At 66.0% G+C, this 17,756-nt stretch carries 16 protein-coding genes; 7 read left to right on the forward strand and 9 right to left on the reverse strand.

What is annotated here, in order from left to right; all coding sequences use genetic code 11:
* Nucleotides 1-65 precede the first annotated feature (65 nt).
* A complete protein-coding gene (locus tag CHEID_RS02060) occupies nucleotides 66-2,405 on the reverse strand; it encodes a helicase-associated domain-containing protein (protein WP_112769238.1) in 2,340 nt (779 codons plus the stop codon).
* 96 nt (nucleotides 2,406-2,501) lie between these two features.
* Here CHEID_RS02060 and CHEID_RS02065 point away from each other — a divergent pair, with 96 nt between their 5' ends.
* Nucleotides 2,502-2,735 carry a hypothetical protein gene (locus tag CHEID_RS02065; protein WP_112769247.1) on the forward strand — a complete coding sequence of 78 codons (234 nt, stop codon included), beginning with the start codon at nucleotides 2,502-2,504 and terminating at the stop codon, nucleotides 2,733-2,735.
* 119 nt (nucleotides 2,736-2,854) lie between these two features.
* Here the strand turns inward: CHEID_RS02065 and CHEID_RS02070 are convergent, their stop codons facing one another.
* On the reverse strand, nucleotides 2,855-3,460 hold the full coding sequence (locus tag CHEID_RS02070; RefSeq protein ID WP_112769237.1) for a transglycosylase family protein: 606 nt from the start codon (nucleotides 3,458-3,460) through the stop codon (nucleotides 2,855-2,857).
* A 630-nt stretch (nucleotides 3,461-4,090) separates the two neighbouring features.
* On the opposite strand from CHEID_RS02070, the gene CHEID_RS02075 reads away from it, so the two are divergent.
* Nucleotides 4,091-4,474, forward strand: a complete 384-nt coding sequence (locus CHEID_RS02075) for a cold-shock protein (RefSeq protein WP_112769236.1) — start codon at nucleotides 4,091-4,093, stop codon at nucleotides 4,472-4,474.
* A 1-nt stretch (nucleotide 4,475) separates the two neighbouring features.
* Here the strand turns inward: CHEID_RS02075 and CHEID_RS02080 are convergent, their stop codons facing one another.
* Nucleotides 4,476-5,048, reverse strand: coding sequence for a DUF2771 domain-containing protein (locus CHEID_RS02080; RefSeq protein WP_112769235.1), 573 nt, complete (start codon nucleotides 5,046-5,048; stop codon nucleotides 4,476-4,478).
* A 70-nt stretch (nucleotides 5,049-5,118) separates the two neighbouring features.
* The gene (locus CHEID_RS02085) at nucleotides 5,119-6,021 is read right to left on the reverse strand and encodes a glutaminyl-peptide cyclotransferase (RefSeq protein WP_273661217.1); all 903 of its coding nucleotides are present in this window, start codon (nucleotides 6,019-6,021) and stop codon (nucleotides 5,119-5,121) included.
* A 136-nt stretch (nucleotides 6,022-6,157) separates the two neighbouring features.
* On the opposite strand from CHEID_RS02085, the gene CHEID_RS02090 reads away from it, so the two are divergent.
* The 3 genes from CHEID_RS02090 (at nucleotide 6,158) to CHEID_RS02100 (ending at nucleotide 9,394) form a co-directional block, all read left to right on the forward strand.
* Nucleotides 6,158-6,832 carry a DUF3027 domain-containing protein gene (locus CHEID_RS02090; protein WP_238599287.1) on the forward strand — a complete coding sequence of 225 codons (675 nt, stop codon included), beginning with the start codon at nucleotides 6,158-6,160 and terminating at the stop codon, nucleotides 6,830-6,832.
* Between the two features lie 138 nt (nucleotides 6,833-6,970).
* Complete coding sequence (locus tag CHEID_RS02095; protein ID WP_112769232.1) at nucleotides 6,971-8,425, forward strand: NCS2 family permease; 1,455 nt, start codon at nucleotides 6,971-6,973, stop codon at nucleotides 8,423-8,425.
* Nucleotides 8,426-8,518: 93 nt separating this feature from the next.
* Nucleotides 8,519-9,394, forward strand: a complete 876-nt coding sequence (locus CHEID_RS02100) for a TrmH family RNA methyltransferase (protein WP_112769231.1) — start codon at nucleotides 8,519-8,521, stop codon at nucleotides 9,392-9,394.
* Nucleotides 9,395-9,406: 12 nt separating this feature from the next.
* On the opposite strand, the gene CHEID_RS02105 is transcribed toward CHEID_RS02100, so the two are convergent.
* From CHEID_RS02105 to serC, 3 genes are all read right to left on the reverse strand, one after another.
* The gene (locus CHEID_RS02105; RefSeq protein WP_238599286.1) at nucleotides 9,407-10,384 is read right to left on the reverse strand and encodes a DUF6928 family protein; all 978 of its coding nucleotides are present in this window, start codon (nucleotides 10,382-10,384) and stop codon (nucleotides 9,407-9,409) included.
* 33 nt (nucleotides 10,385-10,417) lie between these two features.
* A complete protein-coding gene (gene sepH / locus CHEID_RS02110) occupies nucleotides 10,418-11,911 on the reverse strand; it encodes a septation protein SepH (protein ID WP_273661219.1) in 1,494 nt (497 codons plus the stop codon).
* Nucleotides 11,912-12,001: 90 nt separating this feature from the next.
* The gene (gene serC / locus CHEID_RS02115) at nucleotides 12,002-13,144 is read right to left on the reverse strand and encodes a phosphoserine transaminase (protein ID WP_112769229.1); all 1,143 of its coding nucleotides are present in this window, start codon (nucleotides 13,142-13,144) and stop codon (nucleotides 12,002-12,004) included.
* A gap of 294 nt (nucleotides 13,145-13,438) precedes the next feature.
* Here serC and CHEID_RS02120 point away from each other — a divergent pair, with 294 nt between their 5' ends.
* On the forward strand, nucleotides 13,439-14,722 hold the full coding sequence (locus tag CHEID_RS02120) for a citrate synthase (protein ID WP_112769228.1): 1,284 nt from the start codon (nucleotides 13,439-13,441) through the stop codon (nucleotides 14,720-14,722).
* 161 nt (nucleotides 14,723-14,883) lie between these two features.
* Nucleotides 14,884-15,243, forward strand: coding sequence for an FKBP-type peptidyl-prolyl cis-trans isomerase FkpA (gene fkpA / locus CHEID_RS02125; protein ID WP_112769227.1), 360 nt, complete (start codon nucleotides 14,884-14,886; stop codon nucleotides 15,241-15,243).
* Nucleotides 15,244-15,470: 227 nt separating this feature from the next.
* Here fkpA and CHEID_RS02130 read toward each other — a convergent pair whose 3' ends face one another.
* Nucleotides 15,471-16,706, reverse strand: a complete 1,236-nt coding sequence (locus CHEID_RS02130; RefSeq protein WP_112769226.1) for an ABC transporter permease — start codon at nucleotides 16,704-16,706, stop codon at nucleotides 15,471-15,473.
* 6 nt (nucleotides 16,707-16,712) lie between these two features.
* Nucleotides 16,713-17,654 carry an ABC transporter ATP-binding protein gene (locus CHEID_RS02135; RefSeq protein WP_238599285.1) on the reverse strand — a complete coding sequence of 314 codons (942 nt, stop codon included), beginning with the start codon at nucleotides 17,652-17,654 and terminating at the stop codon, nucleotides 16,713-16,715.
* Nucleotides 17,655-17,756: the final 102 nt, after the last annotated feature.

Below are 17,756 nucleotides of genomic sequence, written 5' to 3' on the forward strand. Positions count from 1 at the left end.
ATGCGCCCCGGGTAGGTTTTGCCCGCGCAGTGTAAGGCGGGAACCGCGCGTGGCAATGCGGAAACCTAGAGGACGGTGACCCGCGCGACGCGGTGCGGGTGGATGTTCACGCTGGCGCCGCTGGACCGATCCACCCCCACAATGGCGGAGGCATTCATCATCACGAGATCCATCTCCGCCTCCAGTCGGGTGCCCCGAGAGTCCGCGTATGCCACCGCAACCGGTATGCCCTCCCGGTACGCCAGGCGCAGGGCAGTCATGATGTCCTGGGGTTCCTGCGCCGTGCCGGCCTGTCCCGGGGATTTCGAGACCCCGGCGGAGACGTTGCGGCCATCCTCGTCGGGGTGGGGATTGTCCTGCTCGGGCTGGGCGGCAATGGCGGCTCGGAAGTTCTCCACTGCCGCGGCGGCCGCTTCCTTGGCCCGTGCGGTGTCGTGGGGGTGCGATTGGGTGCGGATGACCGGCCAATTCTCGGCGGCACTTGGGGACGCCACGAGCGGCGCGCTGGTGGCGGCGTCTCCAATGAGATACCGCAGCGCTTGAGGCAGGGCCGCAAGCCCACCGGGCACCATGCGATCGAAGAAGGATTCGACACCCTCCCGGGTTTCCCCGGCACGGTAGGCGGAGCCGAGCGATTGGGCGCTGATGCGCCACACGCTGGCCATGCCCCCGGACTCCAGGTCCGCGATGCGCCTGAGCTGGGCGCTTGTGGCACTATCCAGGCGCCCGGGTGCCATGATGGTCAGATCTCCTTGCACGATGAGGGTGTCCACGGGTGCGGGCATGATGTCATCCAGCGCGGCGGTGATCGCGGCGAGCTGGTCGGGGGGAGCTTCGGATGCCGTCGGTGCCCTGCATGGTGTGTGGTTTCCAAGAGCGCGCACGGCGGCGGTGGGGAAATACTCATCCGATCCAGGCTCGTTACTGCAGAGACCGAGCTGGACAGCCTCCTCGCAGACCGCCCGCCAGGTCCGACGGGACGTGCGGTGGGCCAGCCACGGTGCCCCGCGCCACAACGCCGCCGAGTCCAGGGGAGTCTCGTCGGACGCGAGGCTGGCGGCCAGGTGCGGCAGCGCAGCGCGAACACCGGCGGCCCCGACCGGATCCATAAGGGAGGGTTCCAGGGGCTTGGCGCCGGAGTTGGCTGCCGCCCATGGGGCGTGGGCGCTGGATTGCCAGCCCAGGAGGAGCAACGCCCACTGTTCCGGCAGCTCCGCGGCGAGGAAGCGGGCGCCCCGGTCCGTGAGCGTCCAGACCACGTCGTCCTTGCTGGCAGGTGGTACCTCGGGGGCGCCCGGACTCTGCGGCACGCCGGCAGCGATGAAGCCCCCGTGCAGGGCAAAGGTCAACCGGGATTCTACCGTCGCTGGCGTGACCTTCAGCCGCCGCGCGGCCCTGGCCAGGTCCCGGGCCCCCACCCCTCCTGCGGTGAGGGGGACCATGGGGTGAGCCGCCACATCGCGAATCGCGTCGGCGATGTCCAGAATCGTTTGGACGGCGGTGGCAGCGGCAGCCCGAGTAGCACGGGTCTGCGGGGCGGAGGCTCGCCCGTGCACAACACCGCCTTCCTGGCCCGGTCCCGGGCCGGCGGGATTACGCCGAAGGTCGGCGGGTGGTCGGAAGTCCCCGCCGGGGTCGGAGATAACGGTTCCTGCCAGGTGCTGGGCGACTCGCCCGCTGAGCCGGGCGGTCGTATCGTCCAACTGATCCAGAATCCCTGCCCGGACAAGGCGGGGGAGGGGTTTGTCCGGGTCCGCCTGAGGGTGGAGGCTCGCGGAATGGCCGATGCCCCCACTGGCGGCAAGCGTGTTGAGCATTCGGCGCTGGCGAGGGGGCAGACCCTCCACGGTGTGCTCCAACTGACCCGTTGGGATGGGGCAGCGGTGGGCGTCCGCGAGAGCCCACAGCTCGACGGTGGAAGGGTGAAAAACGTCCGCGAGGTGGTTGGGCACCCGGATGTACTCCCCCGGGGGAATTTCGGTGCTTCGCAGGCTCAGGTTTCGCCCGTACATCAGACCGCGGCGGGTGAGTTCCGCCCCGGCGGCCAGAAGGTCGGCAGGCGATGGGCGCCGCGACGTGGGGGTGCCGGCGATATCCAGCAGTTCCCCGGCGACCTCCAGAAGTTGGGTAATTGTTGTTGGCCGCCGATGCCCGTGCAGTTCCACTGCGGCGTGGAGGAGCAAAAGGTGGATGGACGCCAGTCCCCGGAGGCTCCTTGAACCTCCGGCGAGGTTCTCCCGCATCTCGGGTTCTACCGCATGGGGGTAGCTCGCTGCTGCCCCATGGTCGCCGCTGCGCAAGATGAGGCAGATGAGGTCCTCATCCTCGTGGGCCGCCAACCACTGCCCATAGGTGGGGAAATCCTCCGGCGGCACGGAATCCGGGGTGGGTGACGGTTGAATCATAACCACTCAAGTCTAGCTAGGCTCTGGAAAAGGGGCGTGCTTCTTCGAGGCCGTTGTGGGAAGATGAATGCCATGGCGAAGACGGAGAAGAAGCACATGGAAAAGAAGCTTCCGGTGAAGGAAAGCACCCTGCACGGTCGCGATCACAAGGGATATGTGGACCCGGGCTGGCCCGCGAATATCCCGGAGGGCGGACACGCTGTGACGGAACTTGTGGCGGATACCGCTGGAGCCCTGAGCCCGTACGGTGACCTCGAGTTCCCGCTGGATCCCAGCACCCTGTCTTACGTGCACCCGGATACCCGGATCAACGGTAAGTACGGGTACTAAAGCACGTCCGAGTGCCGGCTAGGTACAAGTACAGATGCGCCCCGGTAAGCAAAGTGCTTACCGGGGCGCTGAGTTTCTCTGGTGAGTTTCTCTGCTGTGACTCTCAGGCGGGGCAGAGTTTACCGGGGAAGCAGGGCCTGCGCTTGCGGTGCCAGGGCCTCGAACTGGGCCTGGAGCTGCGGGCGGTACTGCTGGTACAGGGCATCCAGCTCGGCCGGGACCGGGAGGCCTGCGGCGGCGGCCTGCTGCTTGGCTGCTGCGTAGGCTGCATCCAGGTCGGCCGGGGCAGCGGCGGGAGCCGCAGGTGCGGGGGCCGGAGCCGGGGCAGCTACCGGGGCGCCGGGAGCGGTGCGGGGCGTGGCGGGGGAGTTCAGCCCCAGTTGGGCGGAGCATGCGGGCCATGCGCCCCAGCCCTGGCCGGCGAGCACGCGCTCGGCAACAGCGATCTGCTGCTCGCGGCTTGCCTGGTTGGCGGTGGGGGCGTACTCCTGGCCACCATAAGCTGCCCAGGTGGAGGGGGTGAACTGTAGGCCACCCTGGAATCCGTTGCCGGTGTCGATGGCCCAGTTGCCACCGGATTCGCACTGCGCAAGGCGATCCCAATCAGAATCCGGCGCTGCGCTGGCGGCCGGAGCCAGGGCGGCGGAGGCGCCCGCGATGGCGAGGCCAGCAACAGCGATGCGGGAGGTCGTGGAGAAGGCGATGCGCTTGGTGTGGCGTCCCATTAAACTTCGGTGTCCCTTCCGAGCCGTTGGCGGCCCGTTGGTTGAGGTCAATATCGTGACGCGGCGGTCCCCCCGGATCAAAACTGGTGGGGAGCTTCTGCGTCGGTAACTTTCGGTCTTAAGCAACCCTAGCGGTTGATAACGAAATAGTCACGCTGTGGGGAACATTCCTCAAAAGGTTTTCCCCTGGCGGGATCAAACAGCCGTCCCACCAGGCGTTTCACCGAAATGCGCTATCGTTATACAACTGTTACCATTGGTGCACTTTCGTCACATGTGTCACATGCAGCACTTGCTCACCACGCCACCCCCTTACTGTTCCTGCGCAGTGGCAGGCGCTACACTGTCTATTCCTTCCTCACGCGCCGATGGCGTGGGCAGCCCTTGCGAAGAACTGCACGGTGGGACAGCAAGACCCCGTGAAACCGCAAGGGACGGTGAGACAGTACAGCGCTCGCTCGCTCGGGCCTCATCGCCTGCCCTGCCTCCACTAGCTCCGGCCCGGTCTCGGACGCTGGCCGTGAGGAATACGCGCTTTATCCCCCTTCAAATGAGAGGACCGGTGGCACCCGGTGCGGCGCCAGCACCCGGGTTAGATAGAACGAAGCTAGACAAACGAAAGGTGATTTCATGCCAACCGGCAAGGTGAAGTGGTACGACGCGGACCGTGGTTACGGATTCGTGTCCAACCCCGGCAGCGAGGATGTGTACGTGGGCTCTCAGGTACTACCCGACGGGGTTTCCGAGCTCGTCCCCGGCCAGCGCTTGGAATACGATTTCGCCGCGGGCCGCCGCGGCCCCCAGGCTTTGCGCATCAGCATCCTCGACGAGGGCCCCCGCAAGGCCCAGCACAAATTCTCTGCGGCGAAGCTGCAATCCCTGGTGCAGGACACCATCACGGTGCTGGATTCCCGTGTCCTCCCCGCGCTGGAGGCCGGGCGTCGACCAGATCGAAAAGAATCCCGCCAGGTAGCCGAGATCCTGCGGACCATCGCCCGCGAGCTGGACGCCTAAGTTACCGCTTCGGGGCGATGGACCACACGGTGCCGAACGGCGACTGGTCCCCGTCCTTGCCCTTCCCCACCAACACGGTGTGAATTTCCACCACGGTGAGGGAGGGGTTTTTGCCGTCCTGGCTCTTCTTATCGGAGACCAGCGGAATGGTGACCTCGTGCATCTCATTCGGCTTGAAGTAGTCCTCGCTGTTGGCCCCGGGATCCTCGTAGACCTTCAGCAGTGACCAGTCGTGGTCCGCCACGTCCTGGGGAACCTTCACCGTAATCTCCTTGGCCCCTCCCACGGGCAGCTCGAAGGGCTTGCCCTGGCCGCATCCATCCACGCCCAGTTCGCACGCGGCGTACGGGGCCACCTCCGTTTCTTTGCCGTCCACGACGGCGGTGACCCGCTGGTCGGCGGGCAGCGTGCCGATCTGCTTGCTGCGCCAGGAGTTGAACACCAGCACCCCACCCACGATCGCGGCCACGACCGCGATGATCGCTACCGCCGCGAAAAGCTGTTTGCGCTGTTGGCGCTTGCGGCGCTGCTTTTTGCTGAGTTTGGGCTTTACCGCCGGGTTTCGTTCGTCCACGGCCCCATGTTATTACCGGGCCGCGGTTTTCCTGCCTCCGGGCCCCAGGGCCGGGGCGCGGGAGGGCCGGTCACTTCGGTTCGAAGGTCACCTCGTACAGCGTGTCCCAGTTCTTCCCGGTGATGTAAAAGCGGTCGGTGCCGGGGATATGGGCGATGCCGTTAAGCACATCCACCCCCGGTTTCGTTGCGGCGGGGAGGGTCCCGGTGGTGTCGACCACGTCGGTGACCGCGCCGGTGGTGGCGTCGATCCCATAAATGAGATTGGTCTGCCACACATTGGCCCAGATACGCCCATCGGGACCGCAATCCAGCTCGTTGAGGCTGCTGGTCGGTTGCCCCTGCAGAGTGACCCGCAGTTGCCCGGTGGGGTGAAAGGTCTCGGGATCGCGGAAGGTGAGCTCGCCAGAGCCGTTGGACATAACCAGGCCGCGGTCGTTAGCGCAGAGCCCCCACCCCTCACCGTCGTAGTGGAATTGCCCGTTGCCCTCGGGACCGTCCCCCATCGGGCTGAGGTCCCGCAGGTGCCGATGGAAAGCCACTCCCTGCTGCCAGCTCAATTGCCACGCGGTGTCCTTGTGCACGGCCGTGCCCTCCCCGAAATACATGGCGGGGAGGGGTTGAACGTTGCTCTCGGCGCCGTCCACCGTGCGCGTGTAGATCCGGGACTGGCCGTTGAGGCCGGTGGAAACCAGAATGTTGCCGTCGGGGGTCACGTCCAGGCCCTCGATGAAGTCCCGGTTGTTAAACGGATGCTCGCGGACGATGTGGGGGGTCAGGATCCGAGGTGCGGTCTGCGCGGCGGCGGTGGCCGGGGAGGTTTGGGAGCTTAGGGACGCCACCTGCCCGGACGTGGGCTTTACCTTCCCCGGATTGTTTGACCCGTCGGCGCAACCGGAGACAGTGAGCGCGGCGCACAGGAGGGCCGCGGCGGGGCGCCAGTGGGGGATGTGGGTGGGATGCAGATCCGGCATGACCCTTATTGTGCCGTACACCCGTAGGGTCTCCTGGTTCGGCCCGCGGGTGGGGGGCGGGCATAATGGGCCTGTGAGTAGCCGACAGAGGAAACGCCGAGGAAACCAGGACCGTATCTTGTTTTCGCCTCGGGCGGTGGATGTCGCCACCGAGGCCGTGGGGGAGATCGGCGGCGATGAGGTGGGGGAGCACATCGGCGTGAGCGCTCCGGTGGGGCAGGACGGTAGTGGGCACGTCGCCATCCACCGGTTCCGCTCTACCGCGCCGGGATACCGGGGGTGGGAGTGGGTCGTGGTGCTCGCTGCGGTGCCCGGCAGCGAAGAGATCACGGTGAACGAGGTGACCCTGCAGGCCGGTCGGAAAGCCACGCTCGCCCCGGAGTGGGTGCCCTACGAGGACCGGGTGCGCCCGGGGGATCTAGGCCCGGGGGATCGCCTGCCGCCGCGACCGGACGATGAGCGCCTCGTGCCCTGGTCGGAGTTGAAGGATGGGGCAGGTTTCATCCGCAACCCCCGGGGGCAGCGGACGCTGAGCGAGACGGGGCTGAGCCAGGCGCTGACGCGGTGGCGCAAGGGCAAGTTCGGCCCGACGAGCGAGTACGCCCAGGCCGCCGCGATGAGCTGCCGGACGTGCGCGTTCTACCTGCCTATTGACGCGGTGGATACGCACTTCGGGGCCTGCGCGAACGAATTCGCCGCCGATGGGCGCGTGGTGCACGAATCCTATGGGTGTGGGGCCCATTCGGACACGAAGGAGGAGAGCCTCTCGGCATCCCAGCGGGACTATGGGGCTTTTGACGACGGCCTCTGAGGCAGCCGTTCGCGGTGCCCTGGGGTAGGGGGCGGGATTAGGGGCTTTTTCCCTCTCCTCTTGCATGGGCGGGGCCAATAGTGGAATTCTTAAACGGTCTTATCGGCCCGGACCCGGCAGAAGGGGGCGTGGAGCCCAATGTCCAGTCAAGGATCCACCGCAGGTCTCCTCGATCGTTACTTCCACATCTCCGAGCGCGGTTCCACCGTGCCCACGGAATTGCGCGGGGGTGTGGTCACCTTTTTCGCGATGGCGTACATCATCATTCTCAACCCCCTCATCCTGGGCACGGGGGCAGATAGCAGCGGCACGACGTTGGGCACCTCCAAGGTCGCGGCGGTCACCGCCTTCGCTGCGGGCGTGATGACGATCGCCTTCGGCCTCATCGCCAAGTACCCCTTCGGTTTCGCCGCCGGGCTGGGCATCAACAACCTCGTGGCGGTCACATTCGTCGCTGCCGAGGGTTTGACCTGGTCCGAAGCAATGGGGCTCGTGGTCATCAACGGCATCATCATCATGATCCTCGCCGTTACCGGCTTTCGGGAGGCCGTGTTCAACTCCATCCCGGATTCGCTCAAGGCCGCCATTGGAGTGGGCATCGGCCTGTTTATCGCGATGATCGGTCTCGTTGATTCCGGCTTTGTCCGCCGCATCCCGGACTCGGCCCACACCACGGTGCCCGTGGGCCTCGGCATCAACGGCTCCATTGCCTCCTGGCCCACGTTGGTGTTCGTCGTAGGGCTGCTCATCTGCGGTGCGCTCGTTGTCCGTCAAGTCCGCGGTGGATTGTTCATCGGCATCGTTGCCACCACAGTTCTGGCCCTTATCGTGGAGGCTCTGACCCACTCCGGCCCCTCCATGGTGGACGGCAAGCCGCATCCCTCCGGCTGGTCTCTTGCGGTGCCGCGCCTGCCAGAGAGCTTCGGAGGCCTCCCGGACCTATCCCTGCTGGGGGCGTTTGACCTGCTTGGCGCCTTCTCGCGGGTGGGAGTGCTCGCCGCGTCTCTGCTGGTGTTCACCCTGGTCTTGGCGAACTTCTTCGACGCGATGGGAACGATGACGGCCCTGGGCAAGCAGGCCAAGCTCACGGACGAGAAGGGTCGCATTCCTGGCCTGCGCACCGCCTTGATCGTGGAGGGCTGCGGGGCCGTCGTCGGTGGAGCGGCCTCGGCGTCCTCCAATACCGTGTACGTCGATTCGGCCTCGGGCATTGGCGACGGGGCTCGCACTGGCCTGGCCAACGTCGTCACCGGCGGGCTCTTCCTCGTCGCGATGTTCCTGACCCCGCTGTACGAGATCGTGCCCATCGAAGCTGCCGCGCCGGTGCTCGTGGTCGTCGGTGCGATGATGATCGCGCAGGTCACCGAGATTGACTTCCGCCGGTTCGAGGTCGCGCTGCCCGCCTTCCTCACCATCGTGGTGATGCCCTTTACCTACTCCATCGCCAACGGTATCGGCGTGGGCTTCGTCGCCTACGTCGTCATGGCCGTTATCGGCGGGCGCGGCAAGCAGGTCCACCCCCTGCTGTACATCGTGGCGACCCTGTTCGTGGTTTACTTCGCCGTGGACCCCGTGTTGAATGCCGTGACCTAACGCCCCTGCCCCAGGATGCCCGGCGGCACCCTGGCCCCCTGACTGATTCGTCGCGTCCGCTGCGCGAGCAAAGTACGCCCAGCGGTGCAACCGATGGAGGATTCCCTGAACGCCCTACCGACAGCCCAGGCCATCACCGACCTCGCTGATCCCCGCCTGGATGACATCCGCCACCTCAACTCCTCCGATGCCCGCCCGGATCTTCCCGGCGGCAAGGGACTGGTCATCGCCGAAGGAAAGCTGGTGGTCAGTCGACTGGTGCGCTCGGCCTTCCCCGTACGCTGCATCGTCGGTTTCCCCGGAAAGATTCAGGCATTGCGCGAGGACTTAGCCAACGAACCAGTGCGCGATACCCCAGCGGTCTATGAGGTCGACCGCGAGACGCTGGCGGAGGTCGTTGGCTTCGACATGCACCGAGGTTTGGTGGCCGCTGCGGATCGGGTGGTGGAGCGCACTGTTGCTGGCGTCCTGGACAACATCCCATCGGGACCAGCCACGATCGCCGTCTTGGAGGGGGTGGGCGACCACGAGAATATCGGTGCCTGCTTCCGAAACGCGGCGGGCTTGGGTGTCTCGGCGGTGCTCCTCGGCGCCGGGACGGCGGATCCGCTGTATCGGCGGGCTGTGCGGGTGAGCATGGGGCACGTGCTGCGCGTTCCCTATGCCCACTTCCAGGGGAAGACTACGAACTGGCAGCAGGGGCTGCGGGCGCTACAGGAGCGGGGATTCACGGTCATCGCGCTGACCCCCAACACCGATGTGGATCTGGCCCAGGCCATCGCCTCGGTGCGCTGCCAGCAGCCGGAGGGGGCGCGGATTGCGATCATGGTGGGGGCGGAGGGCCCGGGGCTGACTGAGCACGCGATGCGAGCGGCGGATCTGCGGGCGGCGATTCCCATGGCCCCGGAAACCGATTCGCTGAACGTGGCCACTGCGGCGGCTATCGGGTTCTACGCCGCTCGGTTTTAGCCGGCGCGGGGGCTAGCGGCCGGATTTCCGGGCCTGCTTGCGCACCTCCGCGCCAATCCGATGCGCCAGATTCTGCAGACCGTGGGCACCGGCCCGTGCGCCAGACAGCAACCCTCGGCCAGCGGAGACGGCGATGTCCCGGGCAATGTCCCGGTTGGAATCGCGGCTGGCATCACCCCGGGTGGGGGTGCGGGCGTAATCGTCGTAGACCGCTGCGGGCTGTGGGGGATTATCTGAAGATGTTCGCCGGCCAGGGCGTGAGGGCGCGCGCGTATCCGATTTCGCTTCGGGCCGGCCGTCCACGGCGAAAGCGGTGACCGGGACCGGCACGTCCCCGGCGGCGGGATCCACCCCCAGCCATGCGGCCAGGGCGGCGCGGGCCAGCTCGGCGGGTATGAAGGGTAGCTGTATGCCGCTGGCCTCCGTGTTGCCTGCCCAGAATGGGGATTCACTGGGTTCGGGCAGGCCGATGTCCTCGTACACCCGCTCCCGCGTCGCGCTGAAGGCCCGCCGCACCTCGCCATCGCGGAAGTGAGCGAATCCCGCCAGCCCGGTGTAGTCGTCCGCCAGGGGGTCTAGCTGCCCCACTGAGGGGGCCTCGTAGCCAGGGGGTACGCTACAGGTCGCGTAAATGTCCCCTGCGGGGGCCACGGAGCGCAGTTGCTCGGGCATGTCGGTGAGTCGGAGCAGTCCGGGCAGCACGACCTGGACAACGCTGAGCCCGGGGTAGGCGCCGATGTAGAACTCGGATTCGCTGGGCGGGGCGCTGCGGGACATGTCGAAGTCCCCGATGTGGGTTAGCGGCCAGCGGGGGTTGAGCTGGGCTAGGTATTTGCGGGCGAACCCACGGTCCGCTTGGGGTTCCGCGTCGAGGATGGCGCGGGGCTTGCGGTCCGTGGCTTCAGCGCGGACGCACCACAGGGTCACGAGTGTGCGCGGTGCCTGATCGGTGTCGGCGATGGCGCTGGCTACGGACTGCTCGGAGTGCATGGCGGTGGGGGTTCCTCTGGTCTTCGCCGGGGTTTACTTCTTTTTCCGCGGGTTGGTGCGCACGCCGAGTAGCACGTCCTCCCAGTGGGGGGTGACGGCCTTGCGCTTGCGGCGGGGTTTGTCCTCCCGCTCGGCAGCGGGGTGTTGGAGGAAAGCGTCCTCATTCTGGTCGCTGCCCTCGTTGCGGTTGCCACGGTCGGCCGAGTTTCCCGCCCCGCCGCTGGCACCTTCGCCGCCGAGGTCAGCTCCTTCCTCGGGCTCTCCGCTGCCGTTGTGGTTGGGGTCTCCGGCAACAGTGGTGCCGTTGGGAGCATGGTCGCCTGTTCCCCAGCCGCTGGATCCGGGCAGGCCGCCGTGCGCGCCTACGCGGTTTTCCACAGATCCTGCGCTGCTCAGGGAGGTCACCGGGGATACGGCCCGCACCGGCTGGCCGAATCGGGGGTCCACCAGGTCGCCGGCGATCGAGTTCAGCGGTTGCACGACGTTGGGCCCGGCGGCTTCCGGCGTGAAACCGAATTCCGCGACGTGCGTGGACTCCTGGCCTGCGGCCGTCTTGTTCCAACTGACGGTGACAACCCACTGCTTCATCTCGTTTTGGTGGGCGTCCCAGTTGGCGTCGCGGATTTTCTCCCCGCGGGCGGCGAATGTGGTGGCAAGGCTTTCCCACAGCGTCTCGGTGGCGGGGCCCTGGGCGGTGATGGGGTGCGCGGAGTGTGCGAGCTCCGCGATTCGGGCGCGTTCCTGCAGGATCGGCCAGGCGTAGGGCTCGATGCGGGATTCGTCTGTGTCCGCCTCGCGAGCCAGTTCGGCGACGGTGGCGCCGTGGCGCACGCGGTCCTGGATGTCGCGCGGGCTGATGGAGATGCGGGAGCGGCGGGGCCGGAGGTTGCGGCGGCGCTGCGGGGCCTGGTGGTCGGTGGTGGCGGGGTTTTTCTCGGCGACGACGCCAACCTGGCGCCCAAATCCCACTTCCCGCAGCCCGCGAGAACCCGGCTGATCGGAGCTGTTCTCCACCTTCTTCGTGGCGTTCCGCGTAGGGCTGTGACCTGTTGTCGGGCTGGTGTGGGCCGGGTCATCAGTCCCGGCGGTGGCAACAGCGGTCGGGTCAGCGGTCGCTTCACGCTGCACCCGATCAGCAGCGCCTGCCGTGCTAGCAGTGGTGTCGGCTGTGGTGCCAGCCCCCGAATCAGCCGCAGGATCGGTTTCAGGGTCGCCTGCAGGATCGGTTGCGGGATCGGTTGCAGGGGACAGCGAAGAGCTGGCGGAGCTCCCCGGGCCCGGAGCATGTTCAGCCCCGGCAGTAGGCGACGCATCGGCGGGATCTATCGACCCGCGGGAGCCGAGCACCGCAGTCAGCGGAGGTTCCGCATCTGGGGCTGCGGAGGTGGGCGCGGGGTTATGGGCGTCCCCAATAATGCGACGCAGCGCGTCGGTGACCGGCAGGAAGAATTCCGCAGTGCCATCGAGAGATCGCAACACTACGGAGTTCGCATCGCTGTCCGCGGGAACGAGTACTAGCTCTTGCATGGGTTCGTGTCCTCCTTTAACCGAGACCGAAAACTTCCACCGCCGGCGAGGAAAGTGAGGGCCCACCGTTCCCCAGGATGGACTTGAGCGTTATGCCCGCGCGTAACCGCCATCGATGACGAAGTCGATCGCTGCCGTCAACTTTTCCACGTCCGCCGGGTCGATAGCCGGGAACATGCCGATGCGCAGCTGATTACGACCCAACTTGCGGTACGGCTCCGTGTCCTGGATGCCGTTGGCCCGCAGGATCTTGGCGATCTTCGCCGCATCCACGGTCGCCTCGTCGAAGTCGATGGTGCCCACGACAAGCGAGCGGTTCTCCGGCTCAGCCACGAAGCAGGAAGCCTCCGGGCGGGAATCTGCCCAGTTGTACAGCGTGGAGGAGGATTCGCGGGTTCGCTCGACCATTCCATCCAGGCCGCCGCCGTTGTTCATCCACTGGATCTGATCGTTGAGCATGAGCAGCGTGGCCACGGCGGGGGTGTTGTAGGTCTGGTTTTTGCGGGAGTTGTCCACGGCCGTCTTGAGGTCCAGGAAAGCGGGGATGTAGCGCTGCTCGTCGGCGGCGATCTGCTCCACTCGCTCCAGGGCGGCCGGGGAGAAGGCGGCGAGCCACAGGCCGCCATCGGAGGCGAAGCACTTCTGCGGGGAGAAGTAGTAAACGTCAGCATTGGTCATATCCACCGGGAGGCCACCGGCACCGGAGGTCGCATCGATGGCCACCAACGCATCCGTATCCGGGCGAACCACCGGAACCATCGCGCCGGTAGAGGTCTCATTGTGCGCCCAGGCCACCACGTCGGCATCCGCTCCGCCGAGCTGCGCCGGGTCCGGGGCAGTGCCTGGCTCGCCCGCAATCACCTGGGGCTCGTTCAACCACGGTGCCTTCTTGGACACAGAGGCGAACTTGCCGGAGAACTCGCCGTAGGTCAGGTGGGCCGACTTGCTGCGGATCAACCCGAAGGAGGCCGCGTCCCAGAACGCGGTGGCGCCGCCCAGGGAGAGGACGATTTCGTAACCATCTGGGAGGCTGAACAACTCCGTCAGGCCCGCCCGCACGGAGCCGACCACATCCTTCACCCCCGCCTGCCGGTGGGAGGTTCCCATGATGTCCGCGTGATCCGCGATAGAGCGCAGCTGCTCCTCCCGGACCTTGGAGGGGCCGCAGCCGAACCGGCCGTCGGCGGGAATGAGCTCTGCGGGGATGGTGGGGAATTCAGACGGAGCGTTCATGGCGAAGGGTTCTAAGACTTTCTGTATCGGGGCCGGTCGTCGATAGGTCGAGTGTAGCCTCTGGGCGGGACGCTCGGAACGGTAGACGGTCGCGGCGGTCACAGGGGGAGTAAGCTGTGGGCTGTCCCACGTTTTCGGGTCACACTGATGAGGGTGGGCGGAACATGGCTGGCCCCAACGCCTCGAAATCCCTCACCCCTGCCCCACGTGGTTCCGTAGAATAGCGCGAGCTGAACATTGCACTTTTACCGTGCCAGCTGCCGAGGCAAGCGAACATTTCAGAAAGGGATGTCAATGGCTACCGATAATCAGGACAAGGCCGTTCTCCACTACCCCGGTGGAGAGTTTGAAATGGACATTGTCCACGCCACCGAGGGCAACTCCGGTGTCGCCCTGGGCAAAATGCTGGCCGAAACCGGCCTGACCACCCTGGACCCCGGGTACATGAACACCGGTTCCACCGAGTCGGCTATTACCTACATCGACGGAGCCAACGGCATCCTGCGTCACCGCGGATACGACATCGCTGACCTGGCCGAGAACGCCACGTTCAACGAGGTGTCCTACCTGCTCATCAACGGCGAACTGCCGAACGAGCAGCAGAAGGAAGAGTTCAACCAGAACATCCGCAAGCACACCCTGCTGGACGAGGACTTCAAGTCCGCCTTCCGCGTTTTCCCCCGTGACGCGCACCCCATGTCCGTGCTGGCGTCGTCGGTGAACATCCTGTCCACCTACTACCAGAAGGACCTCAACCCGCTGGACAAGGATGCTCAGAAGCTGAACACCTATCGCCTGATGGCGAAGGTGCCGATGCTCGCGGCCTACGCTTACCGCGCCTCCAAGGGCAAGCCGTACATGTACCCGGACAACTCCCTCAACGCTCGGGAGAACTTCCTGCGCAACATGTTCGGCTACCCCACGGAGCCTTACGAGAATGACCCGGTGATCACCAAGGCCCTGGACAAGCTGCTCATTCTGCACGCGGACCACGAGCAGAACTGCTCCACCTCCACCGTGCGTATGGTCGGCTCCTCCCAGGCCAACATGTTCGCGTCCATCGCAGCGGGCATCAACGCGCTGTCCGGCCCGCTGCATGGTGGCGCTAACCAGGCCGTGCTGGAGATGCTGGAGAGCATCCACGAGCAGGGTGGGGACGCCACGGACTTCATGAACCGGGTGAAGAACAAGGAGCCGGGCGTGAAGCTCATGGGCTTCGGCCACCGCGTGTACAAGAACTACGACCCGCGCGCGGCGATTGTGAAGGATTCCGCTCACGAGATCCTGGAGCACCTCGGCGGCGACCACCTGCTGGACCTTGCCATGAAATTGGAGGAGATCGCCCTCGCGGACGACTACTTCATCAGCCGCAAGCTGTACCCGAACGTGGACTTCTACACCGGGCTCATCTACCGGGCCATGGGATTCCCGACGGACTTCTTCACCGTGCTCTTCGCAATGGGCCGCCTGCCCGGCTGGATCGCCCACTACTTGGAGCAGGTCAACGAGCCGACGGCGAAGATCAACCGCCCCCGCCAGATTTACACCGGCCCCACCGAGCGCAAGATCGGGCGCTAGGACGTTACGCCGGGGCCTGAATCGGCCCCGAGGCGCGGTGGCTTATCTTGCACTCGGGTGGTTGAACCGCCACACTGGTCTGCACGCAACGCACAGTTGCTGACCATCTGTCCAGACCCGACCGCGGGCCCACCAGGGCCGTGGTCAACCAGGAGTTTTGTATGAGTAAGCCGCAGATCGAGGCGCAGGCAGGCCCGGCCCCAAAGGATCTCGTCATCGAGGACATCACCGTGGGCGAGGGGGCAGAGGCCGTTGAGGGCGGCATGGTGGAAGTCCACTACGTGGGCGTGGATTACGAAACCGGGGAGGAGTTTGACTCTTCTTGGGACCGGGGTGAGGCCATCGCGTTTCCGCTCAGCGGCTTGATCGCCGGGTGGCAGGAGGGGATCCCGGGGATGCGCGCAGGGGGCCGTCGAAAGCTGACAATCCCGCCGGAGAAGGCCTATGGTCCGGCGGGGATGGGCCACCCGTTGTCCGGGCGCACGCTGGTGTTCATCATTGATCTTTTGGACGTCAAGTAGCGCAGCGCGGGCCAGGCAGTCGGTCACCAGTCGGCGCACCGTCGGCCGCTAGTCGACTGACGGTGGGCCCACAGCCAGGCCGACCATGGGGCGCCCAACAGGTCGGCCGTGGGGCGCCACAGGCTTCAGGCCTGCGGCCCTCGCGTCGCCGCCCCGCACTATTATCAAAAGCGCGGATCAGACCCGATCCGCGCTTTTTTCGCGCCATGTTGTCAGCCCCCGCCCCGCTAGGACTGCTTGAGCGCCTCCCGCCACGTCAGCTTGCTGCCATTGTGCAGAATGGAATAGCGGTAGATCTTCGCCACCAACGCGAGTGCCCCCGCCGTGACAAGTGCGGCCAGGGCAAAGCTCGCCACGACGCCCAGGAGCCCCAGGTTCCCCGCGGCGTATTCCAGGGGCGCGGTGGTGAGGCTGAACGGAGGAATCCACGCCAGAACCTGCATGACAGTGGAGTCCATCTTCGTCATCCCGATGAAGGGAGCGTAAACCATCCCCAGTAGCAGAAGCAGCACCGGGGATCCGGCGGACTGCAGGTCCTCTGTCCTGCTGATCAAAGACCCTGCGGCCGCGTACAGGCCCCCAAAGAACAGCAGCCCCAGCAGGAACGCTATGAGTAGCAGGGGGACCGTCGCGAAGTCGAACGCCAACCCGTCGGCCAACCCGGTGACCAGCACGCCGATAGTCCCTACGCTCAGCACAATCAGCGTTGCCGCGAACCCCACCAAAGCGTTGCCGATCAGCTTCCCCGCCAGAAAGTCGATCGGGCGAACGGAGGCGAGCAGAATTTCCACAATCCGCGAGGACTTCTCCTCCGTCACCCTCGCCCCGATGTTCCCGGCGAACAGGATGATGAAGTACGACATAATCCCTACCCCCACGAGCACGGTGACCACAGCCGCCATGTTCACCGAGGACTCCTCTTCCTTCAGGTTGGTCGTCCGCATGCTCGTGTCCGGCAGTGCGGCCCGGAAGGCCTCGGGTGCGACATTCACCTTGGCTAACGCCTCCCGCTGCCCAAGGCTCACCAGCGCCGTGGTGATGGATTCCTGCACCCGCTGGTCCACTCGGCCGTCGGAGATGAGTTCGTAGCCGGGGTTCGCAGCGATGAGAGCTGCGTCCTTACCGTCCTTGACCTGCTGAATCGCCTCATCGCGGGAGCTGGCGGTGCTGATGTCCAGGGGTTTGTCGGCGGGGCCGCCCTTGCCGGGGACGATAGAACCCGTGGACTCCGCAGGCAGCCCCGCTTCCAGCGCCTGCTTGTCCACCCCGACGACGACCACCGTCGGGGCACCCTCCCCGTCGTCCTGCGAACTCTTCCAACTGAGGAAACCAATGGCACCCAGCGTCGCTATCGTGAGCACGGCTAGCGTGATGAGGATCGACTTGTTGCGCAGGGCCACCGTAATCTCCCGTGCGGCCACGGTGCGGATAGTGTTCGCGGATGAATAACCCGTGTTCTGCATCGGTTTCTAGCTCGCCTTTCTCTCAGCGCTGGGTTTGGTGGCGTCCTCAATAATCTCCCGGAACATGTCCGTCAGGTCCGGCACCCGACGGGAGAAGGAGTGGACGGGGCCGGATGCCAGGGCCGCGCGGAGGATGTCCTGGTCGAGGTCCGTGGTGGGCGATTCGATGACGACGCCATCAACCAATTCCTCCACCATCCGCGTGCCAGGTGGGTACCATCCGCGCGCCGGGGTGCGGATGTCGTAGAGGATGGGTCCGCCGGAGCGCAGTTCGTCGACGGTGCCCTCGGCGCGCATGGTGCCGGCTGCGACAACCCCGACTCGATCGCAGAGGCGCTGGACGAGGTCTAACTGGTGGGAGCTGAAGATGACGGGGACGCCGGCTCGGGCGCGTTCCTGGAGCATGCCGCTCATGACGTTCACGGCAACGGGGTCGAGGCCGGAGAAGGGCTCGTCGAGGATGAGCAGGTCCGGGTCGTGCAGGAGCGAGGCCGCGAGTTGCACGCGCTGCTGGTTGCCGAGGGAGAGACTGTTCAGCTTGTCCTCCGCGCGGTCGGCCAGGCCGAGCCGCTCCAGCAGGGCTTTGGCGCTGGCGCTTGCCGCGGGCTTGGTGAGGCCGCTGAGCTGGCCGAGGAAGGTGAGCTGGTCGAGGACCTTTTCCTTGCTGTAGAGCCCGCGTTCCTCCGGCATGTAGCCGATTCGACGGCGGAGGGTGTCGTCCATCGGGCGGTCTCCGAGGAGCACTTCACCGGAGTCGGCGCTGAGCACGCCCAGGGCGATCCGCATAGTGGTGGACTTGCCGGCGCCGTTGGAGCCGACGAACCCGTAGATTTCTCCGGGGTGCACGCTGAAGGTCATGTCCTGTAGAGCCTGCGTGTCGCCGAAGCTTTTGAACAGGTGCCGGATATGTAGGGGCTGTGGAGACTGCGTCGGTGGCGCTGGAACCACGGCGGGATTGTCCTTCCTCGGGCTTGTTGTGCTGGGTACGGGTTGTGGTGGGGGGAGTGCTCGTTTGGCGGGTTGTGGGTGTGCTTGGTGCGGGTGCTCGGT

The sequence above is a fragment of the Corynebacterium heidelbergense genome (assembly GCF_028609845.1).
Lineage (GTDB): Bacteria > Actinomycetota > Actinomycetes > Mycobacteriales > Mycobacteriaceae > Corynebacterium > Corynebacterium heidelbergense.